The organism is Wolbachia endosymbiont (group A) of Ancistrocerus nigricornis (assembly GCF_947250785.1).
In the GTDB taxonomy this organism is placed as follows: domain Bacteria; phylum Pseudomonadota; class Alphaproteobacteria; order Rickettsiales; family Anaplasmataceae; genus Wolbachia; species Wolbachia pipientis.
The window spans coordinates 1,155,674-1,174,436 of sequence record NZ_OX366348.1 but is presented as its reverse complement, the minus strand read 5'-3'; the positions used below and the strand labels follow the sequence as shown (position 1 = coordinate 1,174,436).

At 34.4% G+C, this 18,763-nt stretch carries 16 protein-coding genes, 1 tRNA gene and 3 pseudogenes; 6 read left to right on the top strand and 14 right to left on the bottom strand.

Going from position 1 to position 18,763, the window contains the following annotated elements:
- Positions 1 to 254 precede the first annotated feature (254 nt).
- The 4 genes and pseudogenes from OOK90_RS05965 to OOK90_RS05950 form a co-directional block, all read right to left on the bottom strand.
- Positions 255 to 2,267 (bottom strand): annotated as a pseudogene (locus OOK90_RS05965) (hypothetical protein); the annotation flags it as partial.
- Positions 2,248 to 4,602, bottom strand: coding sequence for a VirB4 family type IV secretion/conjugal transfer ATPase (locus tag OOK90_RS05960; RefSeq protein ID WP_264705872.1), 2,355 nt, complete (start codon positions 4,600 to 4,602; stop codon positions 2,248 to 2,250). The gene OOK90_RS05960 and the pseudogene OOK90_RS05965, both read right to left, overlap by 20 nt.
- A gap of 44 nt (positions 4,603 to 4,646) precedes the next feature.
- Positions 4,647 to 5,021 (bottom strand): hypothetical protein, encoded by a 375-nt coding sequence (locus OOK90_RS05955; RefSeq protein WP_022626145.1) that lies wholly within the window; start codon positions 5,019 to 5,021, stop codon positions 4,647 to 4,649.
- Positions 5,022 to 5,122: 101 nt separating this feature from the next.
- Complete coding sequence (locus OOK90_RS05950; protein ID WP_264705871.1) at positions 5,123 to 6,058, bottom strand: hypothetical protein; 936 nt, start codon at positions 6,056 to 6,058, stop codon at positions 5,123 to 5,125.
- Positions 6,059 to 6,185: 127 nt separating this feature from the next.
- Between OOK90_RS05950 and OOK90_RS05945 the strand changes: the two genes are divergently transcribed.
- Positions 6,186 to 7,018 (top strand): IS5-like element ISWpi1 family transposase gene (locus OOK90_RS05945; RefSeq protein WP_094189578.1). Its coding sequence is split into 2 segments (ribosomal slippage): positions 6,186 to 6,555 and positions 6,555 to 7,018, totalling 834 coding nucleotides; the frame shifts between segments, so codons are not numbered across the junction.
- A gap of 22 nt (positions 7,019 to 7,040) precedes the next feature.
- On the opposite strand, the pseudogene OOK90_RS05940 reads toward OOK90_RS05945, so the two are convergent.
- The 3 genes and pseudogenes from OOK90_RS05940 to OOK90_RS05930 form a co-directional block, all read right to left on the bottom strand.
- Positions 7,041 to 7,247: pseudogene (locus OOK90_RS05940) on the bottom strand (DUF350 domain-containing protein); the annotation flags it as partial.
- 113 nt (positions 7,248 to 7,360) lie between these two features.
- Entirely contained in the window at positions 7,361 to 8,389 is a 1,029-nt protein-coding gene (locus tag OOK90_RS05935; RefSeq protein ID WP_209472394.1) for an NAD(P)H-dependent flavin oxidoreductase, read from the bottom strand.
- A gap of 5 nt (positions 8,390 to 8,394) precedes the next feature.
- Positions 8,395 to 8,916, bottom strand: a complete 522-nt coding sequence (locus OOK90_RS05930; RefSeq protein ID WP_010082022.1) for a cytochrome b — start codon at positions 8,914 to 8,916, stop codon at positions 8,395 to 8,397.
- Positions 8,917 to 9,741: 825 nt separating this feature from the next.
- On the opposite strand from OOK90_RS05930, the gene OOK90_RS05925 reads away from it, so the two are divergent.
- The 3 genes and pseudogenes from OOK90_RS05925 to OOK90_RS05905 all read left to right on the top strand — a co-directional run bounded on the left by OOK90_RS05925 (position 9,742) and on the right by OOK90_RS05905 (position 12,215).
- Positions 9,742 to 10,938 carry a phosphoglycerate kinase gene (locus tag OOK90_RS05925; protein ID WP_010963073.1) on the top strand — a complete coding sequence of 399 codons (1,197 nt, stop codon included), beginning with the start codon at positions 9,742 to 9,744 and terminating at the stop codon, positions 10,936 to 10,938.
- A 49-nt stretch (positions 10,939 to 10,987) separates the two neighbouring features.
- Positions 10,988 to 11,767: pseudogene (locus OOK90_RS06780) on the top strand (EndoU domain-containing protein).
- 97 nt (positions 11,768 to 11,864) lie between these two features.
- On the top strand, positions 11,865 to 12,215 hold the full coding sequence (locus OOK90_RS05905; RefSeq protein ID WP_007549043.1) for a diacylglycerol kinase: 351 nt from the start codon (positions 11,865 to 11,867) through the stop codon (positions 12,213 to 12,215).
- Between the two features lie 11 nt (positions 12,216 to 12,226).
- Here the strand turns inward: OOK90_RS05905 and OOK90_RS05900 are convergent, their stop codons facing one another.
- Both OOK90_RS05900 and OOK90_RS05895 read right to left on the bottom strand, forming a co-directional pair.
- Entirely contained in the window at positions 12,227 to 13,171 is a 945-nt protein-coding gene (locus OOK90_RS05900) for an RluA family pseudouridine synthase (RefSeq protein WP_264706186.1), read from the bottom strand.
- Entirely contained in the window at positions 13,162 to 14,226 is a 1,065-nt protein-coding gene (locus tag OOK90_RS05895; RefSeq protein ID WP_264705870.1) for a hypothetical protein, read from the bottom strand. Before OOK90_RS05895 ends, OOK90_RS05900 begins: the two co-directional genes overlap by 10 nt.
- Before the next feature lie 31 nt (positions 14,227 to 14,257).
- On the opposite strand from OOK90_RS05895, the gene OOK90_RS05890 reads away from it, so the two are divergent.
- Positions 14,258 to 14,509: a hypothetical protein gene (locus tag OOK90_RS05890; RefSeq protein WP_264705869.1), complete on the top strand. Its 252-nt coding sequence runs from the start codon at positions 14,258 to 14,260 to the stop codon at positions 14,507 to 14,509.
- On the opposite strand, the gene OOK90_RS05885 is transcribed toward OOK90_RS05890, so the two are convergent.
- Together OOK90_RS05885 and OOK90_RS05880 are read right to left on the bottom strand one after the other, a co-directional pair.
- The gene (locus OOK90_RS05885) at positions 14,503 to 14,859 is read right to left on the bottom strand and encodes a hypothetical protein (protein WP_264705868.1); all 357 of its coding nucleotides are present in this window, start codon (positions 14,857 to 14,859) and stop codon (positions 14,503 to 14,505) included. The two genes, OOK90_RS05890 and OOK90_RS05885, sit on opposite strands and share 7 nt — an antisense overlap.
- A 61-nt stretch (positions 14,860 to 14,920) precedes the next feature.
- On the bottom strand, positions 14,921 to 17,095 hold the full coding sequence (locus OOK90_RS05880; RefSeq protein WP_264705867.1) for a ComEC/Rec2 family competence protein: 2,175 nt from the start codon (positions 17,093 to 17,095) through the stop codon (positions 14,921 to 14,923).
- Positions 17,096 to 17,157: 62 nt separating this feature from the next.
- On the opposite strand from OOK90_RS05880, the gene OOK90_RS05875 reads away from it, so the two are divergent.
- Positions 17,158 to 17,234: transfer RNA gene (locus OOK90_RS05875), tRNA-Met, on the top strand.
- A gap of 3 nt (positions 17,235 to 17,237) precedes the next feature.
- Here the strand turns inward: OOK90_RS05875 and pdxH are convergent.
- Genes pdxH through OOK90_RS05860 form a run of 3 tightly spaced genes read right to left on the bottom strand, consistent with a single transcriptional unit; the run spans position 17,238 to position 18,760 of the window.
- Positions 17,238 to 17,831, bottom strand: a complete 594-nt coding sequence (pdxH, locus tag OOK90_RS05870) for a pyridoxamine 5'-phosphate oxidase (RefSeq protein WP_209472544.1) — start codon at positions 17,829 to 17,831, stop codon at positions 17,238 to 17,240.
- A 16-nt stretch (positions 17,832 to 17,847) separates the two neighbouring features.
- A complete protein-coding gene (gene mutM, locus OOK90_RS05865) occupies positions 17,848 to 18,651 on the bottom strand; it encodes a bifunctional DNA-formamidopyrimidine glycosylase/DNA-(apurinic or apyrimidinic site) lyase (RefSeq protein WP_264705866.1) in 804 nt (267 codons plus the stop codon).
- Complete coding sequence (locus OOK90_RS05860) at positions 18,617 to 18,760, bottom strand: hypothetical protein (protein WP_187296969.1); 144 nt, start codon at positions 18,758 to 18,760, stop codon at positions 18,617 to 18,619. The genes mutM and OOK90_RS05860 overlap by 35 nt, the downstream gene beginning before the upstream one ends.
- Between the last annotated feature and the right edge of the window lie 3 nt (positions 18,761 to 18,763).

Here is an 18,763-nt window from a genome sequence, read left to right as displayed (position 1 = left end):
TATATTATTATGATAAGAAGCACTTCAGCTTGGGACGGTTAGGTTATACAATCTTCTAAACGAGGTAGCCCAAAAAGAACTCCATCAATGGTTTTACCATTTCCCCCAAAACCATGCTTTCAAACGGGCATTTATAGCACCATTGATTGTTTCGGTTATAGCTGCAGAAGCGCTTCTTCATAACACTATACCCAAAGAACATAAAGTAAAGAGGGAGTTTCTTTTTGGTTTTACAGATTTTATCTGTTCTGGGCTTTTAATTTCTTTTTGAGACCTTCTAAATCGAACCTACACAATTTATCAGCGTAAAAAACCTCTGTTCTGTTTGCTTTAATCAGTTGATCTTTTAATTGTGTACACTTTCGTACTTCATTTTTTTCATCTCTTAATACTTTACCATCCTTATCTTTACAATCCACTTCCTCATACCTTAAGTAGAATGGCTTATCATCTTCATTTTTATTCAAATATTGTTTTGAACGGCTACACTTTCCATCAAAGCAGATGCAACCATCATCACCTTGCTCACATCCTTCTTTATGCTCTACATCCGTCAATTTGTATACTACTTTCAGTCCTTCACCAGATTTTAATTTTTCGTCTATTTTGCTATCTTTCTTCACACAATAACTGCATTCTTCCTTCTTCTGCTCATTTTCATCAGGGAAGAAAACATACTCTTGCTTATTAAATATTATTTTATCCAACCTCTCTTGAGTTTCTTTCAAAGGGTAAACTATTTCCTTGCTTGGAAGATAATAGAACTGATTTGATTCCTTGGAGTAAACAGCATTGTATTTAGTATATCTTGTTCCCATTAATTTTAGTGGTATTATTTTATTTTCTCTTTTAAGAACAAACTCCTCTGGTTCTGGCTGCCATCCAGAAAGACAAAGCATTTTACTGTTAGAATTTCCTTTATACTTTACTTCTATTTCCGGCTGCCCAGAGTTATTAAATTCACATTGAATAGATTTGTCTTTTAACTTTTTCTCAAAATCATTAAAACTATAAAAACTTCCGCCTTTAGAACATTTAATTTGCACATCAGGAACATAGCCATATTCTTTCAGAACTTTAAATTGTTGCGGATTACTTTCTAATATACCTTCTATAATATTATCAATATTACTATCAGTTGTTTTTGCTACTATTGCTGGTTTTACTACTTTTAAAGATAGGGGGCCAATGTTTATAGGATGGTTGAGGTCAGTATTAACATTAAAAGTACAGGAACCATTACTATAGGTTCCATGTGCTTTAGCACAAGTGCTCTCACTCATCTTCATTTCTACTTTCAATGTATTTGCATTTACTATCTCCACTATCTCAGGTTCTGGAGCAGGTGGTGCAGGAAAACAGCGGATGAACTGTGGATTGTTTTCATCTATACTTTGAGTTCCAAGGTATTCAGCGCAGAGCTTATCTTTTTCTCTATAAGTTTTGAAGTAGTACGTGATGCCATCTTTGTCTAAAATAGAGCGCCACTCAGCTTTATTTTCTCCATACCCTTTAGGGAAATCTAATTTTTCTCCAATCTCTCCGTCTCTTCCTTTCAGATCACCAATGATTACCTTAACCTTAGGATTAAAGTAATCATTGTCTTTATCTGTTATAGGAACAATTCTAACTTGTGGAAGCGACATTGCAAGTTGTTCACAAAATGGAGGGGGGCCAGGTGCAAGTGGAACAGGAGCACATTTTACTGCCGTTTGGTAGCAGGTATCACAGACTTTTTCCATCTCCCCAGGACGGAAAATATTCTCACCCGAAAATACTCTAGAACCCCATGAAGAAATTCCTGACATACAAGCCCCTTTTTGACTGCAAGCACATATTTTAGGAGAGTTAGCGAATCTTCTTTTTTCCTCATCAGTAACACCGTCTGCCCATTCCCATTTAAGACCCCGAGCAATTTCTCCTCCAGCTTTTGTTTTATCTCCTTCCCAGTCGATAAAAGCTGCAGCAGAAACTCCAGCTCCTGTACCTTGCGTTCCATATATCTGGCGGCAGGATTCCCCACTTTGTAAGTCATAACAATAACTTTGTCCATCATAAGCACATACTCTAATTTTGGGATTAAAGTAACCATCAACTCCTTGATCTTTTATTGCTTGCACCTTAATTTCCTTTACCCAATCTCCACCAACTATTGCTTCCCACCAAGTATTACTTTCTACAAATGTTGGACAATCAGCATATCCTTGATACGAAAGACCAAGTATCAAAAAAAATATCAATAAGAAATTAAGCCTTACACTTCTCATAAAATACCGGTAACCACTCATTAACTTCTTCTCCTTTTTCTTTTATTGCCTCATACATATACTTTATAGTCTCTTTGTTAGCTGAAAGTACATGTATTTCTTGCATATCCTTCAAATCCAGATTTAAGGTTACTAATCCTTTGTACTGTTTTATCAAAAATAAACCTTCCTGTGTTGGCGTCTGCAGAATTATATTCAGCTCCTCTTTCGATAGAGAAAATGCCTTCATGTATAATCTATTTGCATTGACGTTCGGCATCAAGATTCTTGTATCAACATGTTTATCTAAATATTGAGTAAATTTGCTAGCAAATGCGAGATTTAAATTCTCAGTACTTAGGATTACTACAACATTTAGTTCCGTCATTCTTTGCATCCAGTTATCAAACTCTTTCTCTGTAGGAAAAATATTACTTATCTCCCATGCTTCATCCAAAACAAGTATTGCAGGCGAGCCATCACATTTTGCCTCAAAAGAATATAAAAAATAGTAAAGTATCACGGACATACATTCCTTTTGTTTTGTAAGGTTTGCGGTGTTGAGAGATATAATTTTTGTTTCCCAGTCAATATCTGATTCATCACCATCTTGAAATAAGTAAGCAAAGTCACCATCGTCACACCATCTACTTATCTTACCCCCAAGGAGCAAGAGCACCTCAGAAATTTGTGAAATAGAACGTGATTCCTTGGGTATAGCAAATATAGAATCCACAATTTTTCTTATCTTTTCTTCTACGTCCACCAAGCTCGTATCGGCTACCATTCTTCTGATCAGTTCAACCAACATATTGCGATTGGAAGCACTATCTTCAATGTTTAGTGGATTAAATTTTAGGCTTTTGTCCTTATATTTTGGATCGATTATGTAATATTTACCACTCACTGCTTTAGTAAAAATTATTGATTTTCCAGTGTTATCCAATATGACAATTCTTGGGTTAAACTTTCTTGATTCTGATAATAGAAAATTAATGAGTGAAGTTCTGCCTGAATTTGGAGCTCCGAGTATCGTAGTATGGCCATTATTTCTTTTTCCATGAAAATTAAAGAAGTAAGGATTTCCTTTTTTTGAAAAAAAAATCATTACCGCTTCTTTCCACCTTCTTCCTTTTAATGTACCTGACGTAAAATCGTGCAGCATAGCAAAGCTGCAAGCGTATTTTGTTAAGATATTTTTCGGTTGCGTAATAAAAGCAAAATTGCCTGGAAGTTGTGCCCAAAAATGACTTTCCATATGTAAATCAGTTCTAAACATCATGAAGCCAACTAATGACATTATAGAAGATAAATCACTAATACTTTCAGCTAACTTATTCCTATCATCTGCAAATATTGTAAAAATAATTTTCTGTTGGCAGAAGTCTATACTAGAGGTCTTTTCAAGCTCTATTATTTCTTCAATTCCTGAGCTTTTAAGTAAGGTATTATCCTCACTAATTTGCAGCATGTTGATTTGTTTTTTAAATTCTTTTATTGCTTTGTTATTACTAGTAAATATCATTATTTCTGTAATGATAAATTCAGATTCAAGCTGCAAGCATCTATCTATATTACCTAAAGAGATTTCCCGGTATTCTTTTATGCTGAAAATAGAGCCAAATTTCTGTTGATTTTCAAATATTGTTTGAAACGTATTGAAACCAAAAGCTATTTTAAAATTTCTAATATATTGCGACAGGTCCCTTTCATGTATTGGATAATCTTTGTGCGTTAATGTAACAATATAGTGGAGAAATTCTATCATTTCAGAATATATTTTACCTTCACTAAACCTTAGACTCAGTTTTTTAGCTCCAAAAGGTCCTAAATCATTTTGAATTACGTCAGTTATCTTTTGCAACTCCTGATGGCTTTCTTGTAAAGACAACTTATGCTTATTCTTTATTCTATTGAAAAAAAACGAATTATTAGTATGCTTGCCAAAATCGCTAAACAATATTACAATGTATAGTTCATTTATATACTGTAATTTACTATCAGTTAGTTTATTAAACCACGTTGAATGTAGGTTGTCAGAGAAGTCTTCAGTTTTATTCCATTTCAAGCTCAGTTTATTGCGCTTTCTAACGGTATGAATCCAAACGGTAAAACACAGGCTATTAATATTTTTTGATATGCTTTTTCTAATTTCAGTTCTGAGGTCGCTGTAGTTATCAACAGAAGAATAATCTTCTAACTTGATTATTTTTAACAATTCTCCCTGTTTTGTTAGTATGGTTTCTTCATCGTAATGACAAGCATAAGGAACAAAATCTAAATCAATGCTTTCTAGTAATGCTAAGTTGTTCTTTTTTTTAAGCTTAGATTTAACTGTTGGTACTTTTAACTGCATATGCGTATTCAATAAAGATAATTAAAAAAGATAAAAATACTATCTTAATTTTTATCTTTTTTTTCGCTATCGGATTGTAATTTTATATCTTTTGCAAAGTTAAATTTTTCTTTTAAGTAGTCTGTTGCCTTTTCTGTACTACCGAACATCAGGACCAGTACACCAAACATTATCATAAAAAAGATTAGACCTCTGAACACTACTGCAAGTATCACTGCAGCTATACACAACCCTATGATTGTTGAAGGACTCATATTTTCTACAGTATCTTTAACTGAAAATGAAGAAATAAAATTTTTTACCGTTTCTTGTATACCCTTTAATTCATCACTCGCCGAACTTGCTTCGCTAGAATATGATGCAAAAATGAAACTTAATAAGGCTATAAAAACCAAAACTTTATTCAATTGAATGCGCATCAACTAAATACCTTTTAAACATTTCTTAAATATAACAACTTTTATATCAATAGGCAAGAACTGAATTCACTTATCCACTACAAGTAACACATATTTAATTTTTACAGACGTGAACATGCTGTAAGCTCTTTATCATCAACAAGAGGACTCACATTAATGGATGTTAATTTACTTGATAGGAAGTTTGAATGCAATTCAGCTACTGCTGCTATAGCAAACACTGCAGCCATAGCAAGTAGTCCTGCTCCGATCAATCCTGATGTCATTGCTCCTGCAACAATGCACCCTATTGTGGAGAGAGCACAACCTGCTACAAGTGCAACGTGAAGATTTCTGTTATTGGGTTGGTTTTTAAGTAGGATATCTTTCTTAACTTGATCTGGATTTGCTTGACCATCTGAGTTTTCATTTTCTTGCATTTTTGGCTCTTTTTTTACAGTCTGCTCTGGCTGCACTTGAGTCTCGTTTTCTTTTGGGGATTCCAAATTTGATTCTAATAACTCAGTTTTTTCTCCACCCTCTGGTTGTAAGCCATTATCTTCTTCAACAGAGCTCAATGTTGAGTTTAAACTTTCCTCAGATGAAGTGCTTGCTATTGATGTTAAACTGTTTTTTCTACTATTTATTGGTGATATCGAGTTTTTTTCACTCAGTCCAGGTGAGTTTATTCCACTATCTGAACCACTACCGTTACCAAGCTTAGGAGTTTTTATATTCTTCTTTAATTGCTCCATAACTTTACTATATTTTCTAGATACCTCTTTCGGAATATCTAATCGGCCAAGTATTTTAGTATCACCACTTTTTTTCTCAGCTACATTCAAGGGTGTTTCTTGTGTGTTGTTTTGCTCTTCAATATGTCCTAGCTGCATTTGATCTTCAATATTTTCTTCAACAGCATTTGGTATTGAGCTTACACTGCTGCTCCTTTTAGTAATCCCTGAAATTATTTCTAATATTTTCCCTCTTCTTGTTGGTGATCTTTGTAATTGTTCTCTTTCATTGTTAGATACTGAAAGCTCGACCTCTAATTTCATTACTTCTGTTTCCAACACTGGAAGAAATTTTTTGGTGTAATAATTATAAGATTCTTCTTGCTCTTTCAGAGGTTGTCCGGAAACAAGTAAAAGGCTATAATATCTGAAATTTTAGTACGGGGTAAAGATGAGAAAAAAGTATCCAACAGATCTAAGCGAAAGGGAATGGGCAAGAATAGAAAAACACTTCAGAGTATCATACAAGAAAGGAGGAAGGCCGCCAAAGTATAGCAAAAGAGAAATATTAGAAGCAATTTTCTATGTATTGCGTACAGGGTGTCAATGGCGGTATTTACCAAATGATTTTCCGCTATGGAAGACTGTGTATGAGCAGTTCAGGCAATGGAAGAAGCAGGGAATTTTTGAGAAAATGAATTATGAAATTACAAAATATAGTAGAAGAAAAATAGGAAGGAATGAGCAGCCGAGTGCCTGTATAGTAGATAGTCAATCTGTAAAGACTACAGAAAAGGGGGGATCAAAGGCTATGATGGAAGTAAAAAAGTAAAGGGTAGAAAAAGGCATATAATTACAGACACTCAGGGTTTTATACTAGGTTGTTACGTAGGCGCTGCTAACGAAAATGATAGAGATGGTATTAAAATAGCATTAAACAATATGAGAACAAAATATACTAAAGTTAAAAAAATGTGGGCTGACATGGGATACCAAGGAAGAAATTTAAAGAATCACATAAAGGAAGAATATGACATAGATATTGAAATTGTTAAAAGGCCTCCATGTAGATTTTGGGTGCACAAAGATACGCCACCTGAGCTACTACCAACAAGAGAACAAGGGTTTAAAGTACAGCCAAGAAGATGGGTTGTAGAAAGGACTTTTGCTTGGGTTAATAGGAATAGAAGGCTATCGAAGGAGTATGATTTACTCACAACATCCACTGAGAATTTCATATACCTAGCTATGAGTAGGGTTATGTTAAAGAGGGAATATGCTTGAATTTACTAGTTTCCGGACAACCTCTCAGTGATTTTTCTAATTTAATTAATACATTAGGATTAGCCTCTTTCTTGAACAACTCTATGCATTTTTTGATAGTTCCATCTCCATTTTTTTTTGGGCTTTCATGATTATGTGTTTTTTTTGTTACCTTTTTGTATATAGTGTTGTGCAATTGTTGGTTAATATCTCCTGTATTATTCTGAGATTTTTTTAAAGGACTTAGCATAACATTCCTCCATACATAATAAAATGTATAGATACCTTTTTAGCGTTAATTTTACATTAAAACTGGGCAATTATGCCATATATGGATAATTTGCTTATTGTGAGGTCGCTTAACTATTTGCTTTCTGGGCTTTCTACTTCTACAGATTTGCTCTCAATATAATTGTTTGCCTGTTGAACTAACATATTCACTACTTCTTTTACAGGCTTTTCCCTATCAACCATGCCAACACTTTGGCCAGCCATTAAAGATCCTGTTTCAACATCTCCTTCAATCACTGCCCTTCTTAAAGCTCCAGCCCAGAACTTTTCTATTTCAAGCTGCCCATCTTCTTTTGAGATCTGTCCCTTTTGGTATTCATCAATAACTTCTTTTTGACGCTTCATGAAGTCATCGCTTGCTTTGTTGGCTATAGCTCTTACAGGAATTACAGGAAAATCAGCACTTATCTGTACAGAAGGTATTGCATTACGTGCGGCCGATTTAATAAACACTTCCTTGAAATTTTTGTGGGCAATTGACTCATTAGTGCAGACAAATAATGTACCTATTTGACAGCCACTTGCTCCCATTTCCAGGTAATTAACTATCATTTCACCTCTTCCTATTCCACCTGCAACAAACACTGGTATTTGTTCATTTTTAAAATGAGGCAATATCTCTTGTGCAAGAACAGAAGTGCTAACTGGACCTATATGCCCACCTGCTTCCATTCCTTCTATTATTAATGCATCTACTCCCATTTTTACTAACCTTTTCGCAAGGCTTAATGCTGGTGCAAAGCACATAACTTTAATGCCTGCACCCTTGATTTTTTCTATATTAGGCTTTGTTGGCAGTCCACCGGCAAGCACTATATGGCTCACTTTCGTTTCAATACACACATCTATCAACTCACTCAACTTTGGGTGCATAGTAATTAGATTTACACCAAATGGCTTGTTAGTTAATTGCTGCGTCTCTATGATTTCTTTTTTTAGCAAGTCTGGAAACATTGCACCACATGCAATCACACCAAAACCACCAGCGTTTGAGATTGCTGAGACCAAGTTTCTCTCTGAAACCCAGCTCATAGCACCACCCATTATAGCAAACTCACTGCCAAGAAAATCTGTTCCTTTTTTCCAGAGGCTACTTAACATATAACCTATATCATACGTTTAAAAATGTTTTGTTTATCTATAAATGTGTGTTTTAAGGCGCCAAGTATATGTAAGATTATAAAGAGTACCATAAAATATGCAAGCATCGAATGTAGCTCGTTAGCCGTGTTAGCTAGGTCTTTGTTTTGATTAATCAACAAAGGGATATGAAAAAAATATTTGATCTGTTTGCCAGAAGCAGAAGACATGACATAGCCAGATAGTGGCATTAGCACCATCAAAGAATATAAACCAAAGTGTACTGCTTTACTTATATTGATTACAAACCGAGAAAAATTTGCTGGAAGTGGTGGAACATAAGTAAAGACGCGAAAAAATATGCGTACTATGATTAATCCAAGAATAGTGATACCGCAAGCCTTATGAATAGCGTATATGTTGAACTTAATTTCATTGCTAAGTGGTAAGCTTTTCATATAAAGTCCAGAGCAAAGCATACCGATAATAAAAACAGCCATCAACCAATGGATAACCCTTAAACCTAGGCTATATTTATCGTCTTCCATTTTGATTACCCTAAAGTAGCATTTATATAATAGAAAAACTATTTTTCAATCAAAATCATTAAAGCAATTTAGATTTACCGACAATGTAGCTATACAAATTCGACCCAGCCGGAAGTCAAGGGCACCTAAATCAAGAAACGGATTAAACGAAAAACTTACTTGACAAACTCCGCCAGCCTCCTTATCATGAAACTGAAGCTATTTATTTATCTTCTCTGTACAGATTAAATGACAAAAAAACTCAACGTATCTGGCGTCTCATGTTTAATTTTTTGCACTATGTGCACTCTATGTCTTTATCAAATTTCTAGGTTTTTACCTATACAAGCTGAAATACGCTTATAAAGCATTTAAAACATCAAAAAACGCCAACTTAAAAAATGGATAGTGAATAATTAGCTACCCTAGGGTTTCTTTTGCCTTTTTTTCTATTTAGTAAATTTCTTAAACATTTATGACTAAAGGTTAGTTGCATTAAAAAGCAGCTAAATCGCGGTTATTAAGCGTTTAGAATAAAAAAACGCCATACTTGAAAGTATAATGTAAGTAATTAGCCAACCACGGGGCTTCTTTTGCCTTTTTTTCTGTTTAGTAAATTTCTTAAATATTTATGGCTAAACGACAATCGTCATCCCTGTAAAGGTCAAGTATCCCGCTACGTGTTAGCGGCTAAGAGATACCCGGCGGTATGACGGTTCGTGATGGCATGACGATAAGGTTCCAGTGTCAAGCGTTTGGCATGCAAATTTCCTTAAACGTTCGTAAGCTTAAAACTTTACTTTAGATCAAACTGCTGTATAGTGACTTTATAGCTTCAATTTTGTAATGAATATACCTAGTATAGAAAATTGTGATCTTCACAATAAAACCGTCTTACTCAGAGTTGACTTCAATGTTCCTATAAAAGATGGAGAAATTCGTGACGTCACTCGTATTTTGAGAGCATTGCCTACTATTCAGTATTTAGTGAATGCGAGTGCAAAGATTATTATTATATCACATTTTGGACGCCCAAAGGCCAGAGACAATAATCTGTCGCTAAAAAATGTAATTGACACTTTATCGCAGTTACTAAATAAAAAAGTGAAATTCATTGACGATTGCTTTGGTGAAAAAGTACAAAGAGCAGTAAGTGTTATGGATGCAGGAGATATAATATTACTAGAGAATCTAAGATTTTATAAAGAGGAAGAGCAAAGTGACTCAAATTTTGCCAAACAACTAGCATCTCTAGCGGATATATATGTAAATGATGCATTTTCTTGCTCTCACAGAGCTCACGCTTCTATTTCACGCATTACAGAATTTTTACCCTCTTATGCAGGGTTTTGCTTGCAAGATGAGCTAAAGTATCTTGAAAAAGCTGTATCGTTTAAAGCTAAACCTATTACTGCGATAGTTGGGGGAGCTAAAATATCAACTAAAATAAAAGTGCTTATGAAGCTAACAGAAAAGGTTAATTACCTAGTTCTAGGTGGTGCAATAGCCAATAATTTTTTGTCATTTAGCAAAGTAAATATAGGGAAATCTTTCTTTCAAAATGGTGTTGACGACCTTCTGCATAATATTCTTGAAACAGCAAATAAAAACAATTGCAAAATAGTTGTGCCAGAAGACGTTCTGGTTGCAGTAAACTCTGATTACAGCACTAGTATTTCAAGAAGAACTGAGTCCATTTTGGACGGTGATATAATTTTGGATATCGGACCACAAACTTTGAGTACAATAAGCAGTATAATAGCAAGCAGTAAGACTCTGCTGTGGAATGGACCTATTGGTGTTTTTGAACATTCAGCTTTTGCAAGCGGTACAATAGGGGTAATGAAAATCGTAAGTGACTTAACGCACAAAGGAAAGTTAACCAGCATAATAGGGGGAGGCGATAGTCTATCTGCAATAAGCGCTGCAGGCCTTGCCGATAAGGATTTTACATATGTTTCCACTGGTGGAGGAGCATTTTTAGATTGGTTAAGTGGCGATGAAATGCCGGGAGTTGCTGCTCTGCAAAAACGATTAGATTAAAACTTTTTTAAATTATTTCTTATAGGCTAGCTTTTTTGTGAACGTGATTATGTCGAAGACAGTTAAACTAATTTTGTGTTTAATAATACCAATAATAGGATTTATTTTTTATATTAAGGATCATTATTTTCACACCGGCTATGTAGAAGAAAATGTTGAAGTCAATTTTGAACCATTTTTCAGTTCACAACCAGCCACCGTTTCAGAATTAACTGACTTCGATAGAGGAGTGTTGAAAGTTTGTGGAGATTGGGGAGCACATCCAGATAAAGAAGATTTCAAAATTTTACTTAGTTGTCCGCAGCATCAAGAAGTAGTGAAAGGAATATATAAGTGATTACGCCAGATGCGGATTTGGAGTTACTTAAAGATGAACTGGCTAACATTTGGTTTACAAATAGTGGAAGTGAAAAAGAAACTATAGGGTTTGGACATATTTTTTGTGGTGAGCCAAACGATAAATTAGGTGGTATGCATTTTGTAGGTAGATATGTTGAAGCTCAAGAGGATAAATGGGCAGTTGGAATCCTGTGCAATGAATCAGATATTAAGCCGCCGGTTTATACATTTGGAATGAAATATTTGGGTAAGGATGGGGAAGTGAAAGTTAAATGCCCAAATGGATACGCATATAACCTTCATGCCGATAATTTCTGCAACTAAGGCGTTTAAGGAATTAGGAAAAGATGGAATGTGTCTATATGAAATGGAAGATGACAATTATCAATCAGTGTTTGTAAGAAAGAATGATGCTATACTCACGTTCTATCCTGACTTAACACCAAAATGTGATGATAAGAGTACTTATTGTAGTTGCGGTAAATCTTAATTTCAAAACCAATAGGGTGAACAAATGATAAAAATGCTATAGGGTGTAGCAAATCTAAATGAGTTAAAATTTTGATTAAAGGGTTTTGTGAATAATAATGAAGAAGGGCATTATTCGTCTAATAAAAGCAATTCAATACTCTTGTGAAGGAATAAAATCAGCTTTTATATCAGAAATTGCGTTCAGACAGGAGTTACTGCTTTTTATAGTATGTGTCTCAATTTTGTTTGTTTTGGATGTAAGTAATCTAGAACGTGCAGTAATGATAAGCAGCCTATTCCTGGTGTTAATTGTGGAAATTGTTAACACTGCTTTTGAAACGACAATTGAGCGTATTTCCAGTGAACAACACATACTTTCAAAAAAGGTGAAAGATCTAGGTAGTGCAGCAGTTTTTCTTTCATTAATTAACTTCCTGATAACATGGATGATAATATTGATAGGTTAATACGAATGTTATTAAGATATGTTGTCAAACTCACCAATTAAAGTTTTTATATCTTGCGGTAAATCAGAGACAAATTCCATGTATTCCTTACTTTTTGGGTGGTATAAGCCCAGTGTATAAGCATGTAGTGCTTGTCTATTGAAATTACGAATGAAACTAGAGTTTTTAGCATATTTTGTGCTTTTACTACTATTTTTTCCATAAACTTGATCACCAACTATGGAATGTCCTATGTGGCTCATTTGGACTCGAATTTGGTGTGTTCTGCCTGTCTCTAAAGTGCATTTAACGAGGCTTACTTGTCCTATAACTTTTTGCACTAAATAGTGAGTGATTGCTAATTTGCCTGTGATTTTTGTTACACACATCATTTCTTTATTACCGCGTTTGGGAGCAATGTTAGTTTTTATCGTGCCTTGCTGAGAAGATAATGTTCCCCAAACTACTGCTAAGTATTCCCGCTTTATTTTGCGATTCGATAACAATTCAGACAAAAAACTATGGGCTGCTTCATTTTTTGCAATTACCATTAGCCCACTAGTATCTTTATCGAGTCTATGAACAATTCCTGGTCTTACATTAAGGTGAGCGATAACTGCGTTCAAAAGCGTATCATTGTTTGTCCCAGCACCTGGGTGCACTGTTAATCCACTTTGTTTACTCAGAACTATAATGTCCTCATCTTCATAGACGATATTAAGTTTTATGTCATAATTAGGCTCAATTGATGTGGATATGTCAGGTTGAACGAGATGCACCACATACTCTTCATCTGGTTTTACTATGTAGTCATTATTAATTATCGGTGTGCCAAGTAATTTCACCTGCTCATTTTGTATCAATCTTTGCGCTTTGCTGCGTGATATGTTGCATTTTTCAGCTATATAGGTGTCTAACCTTAATTTCTCTTTATCATTATTAACACTTAAGGTTATTATTGAGTAATCTATAGTGATTTACCCCGCGCCATTTCCCATGCTGCTTGAACATTTGGGTCTGTAAACATTGTTGCACTAGACTCAATTTGCAGATCACCTTGTTTTTTAATATGGCAAATTGTTTGAGAGCCATCTTTCCAGTAGATTGTAACTTTATTATCAAAATCTCGTAATGTTGCCTCAACCTTTTTTTCTTTATTATCTTTTTCTTCCAGCTTAATAGATTCTAATAAATAATATAAGAATTCACTTGGTTTGCCGTTGATTTTTTCTTTCCATTCATCTGTTTTTTCTTGTTCAGATTTTTTTTGCTCTAACTTTTCCTTCTTTTGCTGCAGCTTATTTTGTTCTGCTTCCAGCTCTAACTTTCTAACTGTGTCACGTAGTTCTTTGACTTTATTTTCTAATACTAATAATTTATTAGTATTATTTCCATTGTTAGCTTCTAAATCAGGCGTACTTGGTTGAGCTTGCTTCTTTTTTATTTCTTCTAATTCATTCCTTACTACGTTTAATTGCTCCTTCAATTCCGTTTTTTCCTCTTCTGTATCCTCTTTTAACTTTTTTAGCATGCTAAGGAACTCGTTATTATTAGACTGCGTAGTTGATTGAAGCCAGCCTACAAAGCGGCTTGGTTCAAATCGTTCAATTTTATCTTCAGCAATTTTAATAGCATTCTCTAACCTAGAAAAAGTACCTTCAATATCTAGTGAATGTGCTTTTTTTGTCAATTCTTTAGTGTTGTTTAAAACTTCTGAAATTTCTGCATGTAGCCAATCTAAATCTTTTTTGATGTCTTCTCTGATTTTTTTTAGGTGATCAAGCGTTTCTTTAATGTTAATATTTGCAGGCTTTAAAAGACTATTATCAAGTAAATCGCAAGCTTTTTTAAGGTTACTGTCAAATGAGTTGCAAAGCGGACTAAGTAGTTTTTTCATTAGAGATATTAGTTCATTTTCCCTTTTACCAAGCTTATTTTCTACTACTGATACAACCATGCCCTTTCCAGACCAGTATGGAAATAGAAGACCTAAAGAACTGTGTTTTCTAATAGTATGATTTTCATGATCCACGCTATTACTTATTAGATTGCTAAGTGTTGATATGATGCATAAAAGAATAGCGACTAATAAAGCTATTAATATTATTGGAGCATTAATGGATTGTGATATTGCTGAAACTACTATAATAGTACCAAATACATATGATCCAGTAAACAAGAGAATCCTATTTCTATTTTCTGCTTCTATATCTTCTAGTATTTCTCTCTGCGTCTTAGAAATTGGTAAAACTATTGAAAGCTTTTCCCCCTTTTTATCTAAATTTGTTACAATTTCAATTTTTTTAGCTTATTGAGCAATCTGGCTGTACTGTTCATCAACTTGATAGTTTCCTATTTTTTTATCTATTTCATTCTCTTTTATTTTTTGTGTATTTATAAAGTTTATAACAGCAGTAAATAAGAGAACTATAAGAGGAATAAAGGCAAGAGGTGCTGGCGTGAACGCAAACCCAGCAATACTTACTGTAACAGGCTGAATAGAAAAGGCAGTAAATGCTATAAGAGTAGCAATGGTACTTGCTATCGATATAGTACCAGAATACTTTCTTATAGAGCTCAAAATTCTACTGGGCTGGTCAGAAAGTTTTCTAAATCCTAAAAAATCAAAATAGTCTTTGAAAGGATCTTGAGTGTCTGTAACCATAACATTTTTCTAGTTTAAACTTATTTAGGTATACGTTAACCAAACCTTAAAATCAAGTTTCTTAATTTTTCAACATGTGCCAAGGCCTATTGGAGCGCACTGTATTAATCTTTACGTAACGATTTGTTAACCAAACAGAATGTGTGCCATACGTTTCTAGATCAGCATGTTTAATAATTTTAGCGTTGCAAGCTGAATAGTCGAATTCACTTAATTGAATTATCAGATCAACACTATTACAGTTTCTCAAGATATCTTCTTTTTTATAAGCAAGCAGTACTGATTTATTATTTCCTTTATTATATATACAGCCATACTTTAGTCTTTTATCTGGATTGCTATATTTTGTATGATTCAAAATTTGGTTCTGTCCGTTTTGCTTTGCCCACGTTTTGATAACAAAATTTCTGCTTTTTCTAGTGAGAGAATATAGTAAGTTATCACTCTCCTTTGCAGCAACATTATCAGCATTTATTAGGATGTCGGGGGTTTTATATGCAGCGCTAAAGCAAATACCTAGTACAATAAAAAAAAATCCCAAAAAACGCCAATTTCTTTCCCACAAGCACAGCCACAATAACCCAAATGTTATTATAATAATTGATGAGGCAGGAAAAGTACGAATGGGAATAACCAAATACTGAAGACTAGCGATAGCGTTTGTTATATACAAAATGCTGTCAATTGGGCGCTCTATAAATGGCGCTATAATCCATTCAATACCTAAAGGAATCAATAAGACATAAATTATTCCAAGTGGAATAATAATTAATGTAACTATTGGTATAGCAACTAAATTTGTGATAATGCCACTAATTGAAAAATAATTAAAATTATATATCGTATACGGAACAGTTGCTAAACTTGCTATTACTGAGCTGATCATTATCGACACAAAATATTTCATTATTTTTATTTTGAATAATTTATTAGCATTAATTTGATAACTGGCAACCAGTGCCAAAACAGTAGAAAATGACATCTGAAAGCCTGGCTTTAAAATTGCTTCTGGTTCTACTGAGAGTATCACTGAAGCAGCAAACGCAATTGCTATTAACCCTCGATATTTTCTCTCTATCATTATTGCAACGAGTACTAAAATCACCATGATGTAGGCACGCTGAGCAGAAATTTGCATGCCGGTAATCAACAAATAAAACGTGGTTGGCAAAATAGTAAGGAATGCAGATATTTTCTTGGTGTTATACTTAAGAGTTAAAGTTTCAGATGTTGCAAATAAATTACGAAACACTATAAAAAACAGGCCAGCAACAAATGATAAATGCAAACCAGATATGGCAAACAAATGTGCTATACCTGAATCTCGTATCGCATCCATAGTTTTTTGGTCTATTCCGTCCTTTTTACCGATCAGTAATGCAGAAATTATGTCTGCATGTGGTTTTTTAATATTTTGCTGCAGGTTTTCATAAATGTATTGACGGAAAGATTCCATATACTCTAGAAATTGCCTTGCTTCAGCCTTTTTGTGTAGGGCTATTTTGCTTGTTGCAAAACCTGTTGCACTTATTTTCTGGTAATATGCTATTCTTGCAAAATCGTATGCATACTCCGAAGGCGCAATTTTTGGAGGGAAGAGTTTTGCTGATAATTTTACTTGATCGCCTATTTTAATGCCTTTTTCCACTTTGGTTCTAACTGATATTCTGATGTTATCTAGAGCTCTATCCGGTGTCATTCCAGCGCGTGACGCTGGAATCCATATCTTTTTTTTCTGGATCCCAGTATCAAGTACTGGGATGACAGAAGAGGGCGCTGGGATGACAGAAGGGAGCACTGGGATGACAGAGGAGGATTCTGGAATGGTGGAAGGCTTTGTAATAGAAAGCAGAAATTGTTTGTATGAGCCCCTGTCATTAATATCCTTCACTGTGGCAACGATATTTTTTACATACCTCTCTTTATCAAGAATTTGAGTATCAACTAAAGCTGTTCTTAATTTACTGGCTGTAAATCCTATGAGCACTGCAATTAAAGCAATGCATAATATTGCGTACTTTCTGTATAATATTGCAATCAAAATTAGTGTGGGTAAAAGCAAAAGAAAAATAGATATGCAGCTTGGTTCAAAACTTAGGGAAAAATATGTTAAAATTCCTGCACACTGAAGAACAGGAAACCACAGTATCAAGTTATATTGTTCATTGCGCAGATTGTTACGTATATAACTAACTATTATGTCAAGAAAAGTTAATAAGTGTGTCGATATTTGCATGTGGTGAAATTTTATTTTTCTTTTTTCATTATTTGTATATATAATAACTAAATAAGCAACGACGCGGGATGGAGCAGCTCGGTAGCTCGTCAGGCTCATAACCTGAAGGTCGTAGGTTCAAATCCTACTCCCGCAACCATTTTTAAGGATATAGTTGTTCCACTTTCCAATCGCTTCCCTCAACAAGAGTGTATCTAAATCTAATATGCTTCCTATATTCACCTTCTTGCCAAAATTCAATTACTTTTGGGATTACGCAAAATCCCACCCAAAAATCAGGACGAGAAACTTGTGTATTGTGAAATTCTTTTTCCTTCAATTTTATAGCTTGCTCAAAATCTTGCCAATCTTTCAGAATGCTCGATTGTTTTGAGCACCATGCGCTAATTTGACTACCCAGCGCTCGAGAAGAGAAGTATTTGTCAGTTCTTTCATCGTTTAGAAGTTTAACCTCTCCTTCAATTCGCACTTGCCTAGCAAATTCTATCCAATGAAACACTAACGCAGCTTTGGGGTTCTCAGTCAATTCTTTCCCTTTTTTACTGTTTACGTTAGTGAAAAACACAAAACCTTCTTTGCTATATTCCTTTAGTAATACTACTCTTGCAGATGGAATGTAGTCTTTGCTACAAGTTGCTAGCGTCATTGCAGTTGGTTGTTCACACGGAGAATTAAGTACTGCTTTGTACCACTTTGAAAACAAATCAAACGGATCTTTTTCAGGTGAGAATGTCATATCTAAAAATAAAATCTTAATTCTGGCACGCGTTGCAAAAATAAGTGCTACGGCCATTTTGTCGTATAAGTGTTATGATATTATTGCAAATCTTGCAAGGTTTTTGAACTTTACCATATACGTAAAAGTTATTTTGAAAGTATCCAGCAGATCCAGATGGCTGTGCATAATCTTTCAGTGTTGAACCGCCTGCAGCAATTGCATCACTCAGAGTATTTTTTATTTCAGCAGCAAGTTTTTCGCACTCTCTATAGGTCAAGTTTTTTGCTGACCTGAGTGGTGATATACGGGCTCTAAACAAGCTCTCAGAAGCATATATGTTGCCTACGCCAACTATTGATTTATTGTCCATTAACGCTGATTTGATATTCACTTTTTTGTTTTTCAGCAACTCCTGTAAATAGTCTCCACTGAATTCATCCGTGAGGGGCTCTATTCCGAAACCGTCAAAAAAATTTATTTCTTGTTCTTTGCTTAAAATAATAACTAGTCCAAATCTTCTTGGGTCATTAAAGATTATTGAAGTATTATCGGAAAATAAAAATACCACGTGATCGTGCTTATTCCGCACTTGAGCATATATAAGCTTTCCGCTCATGCCAAGATGTATGATTACAGCCATACTATCTGTATTCCAGATTATATACTTACCTCTACGCTTGATATCGTTTATAACTTTGCCCTTTAGCAAATCATCAATATTTTTTGTTACTGGTACACGCAAATTCCAATTATTTACTGTAACACTGCTTATTTGCTTGTTTTTAATTTTATCAAGCAAAAAATTAGAGATTACTTCCACTTCCGGTAGTTCTGGCATCTTGTCTACTCTGTTGCTGTTTTTTTCTTTTTACAATATTTTGCTTTAAAGCTTTTGCCAATCTTTTTCTCTCTTCTTCTTTTTCCTTATTCCTTTTTGTGTTATTCATTAT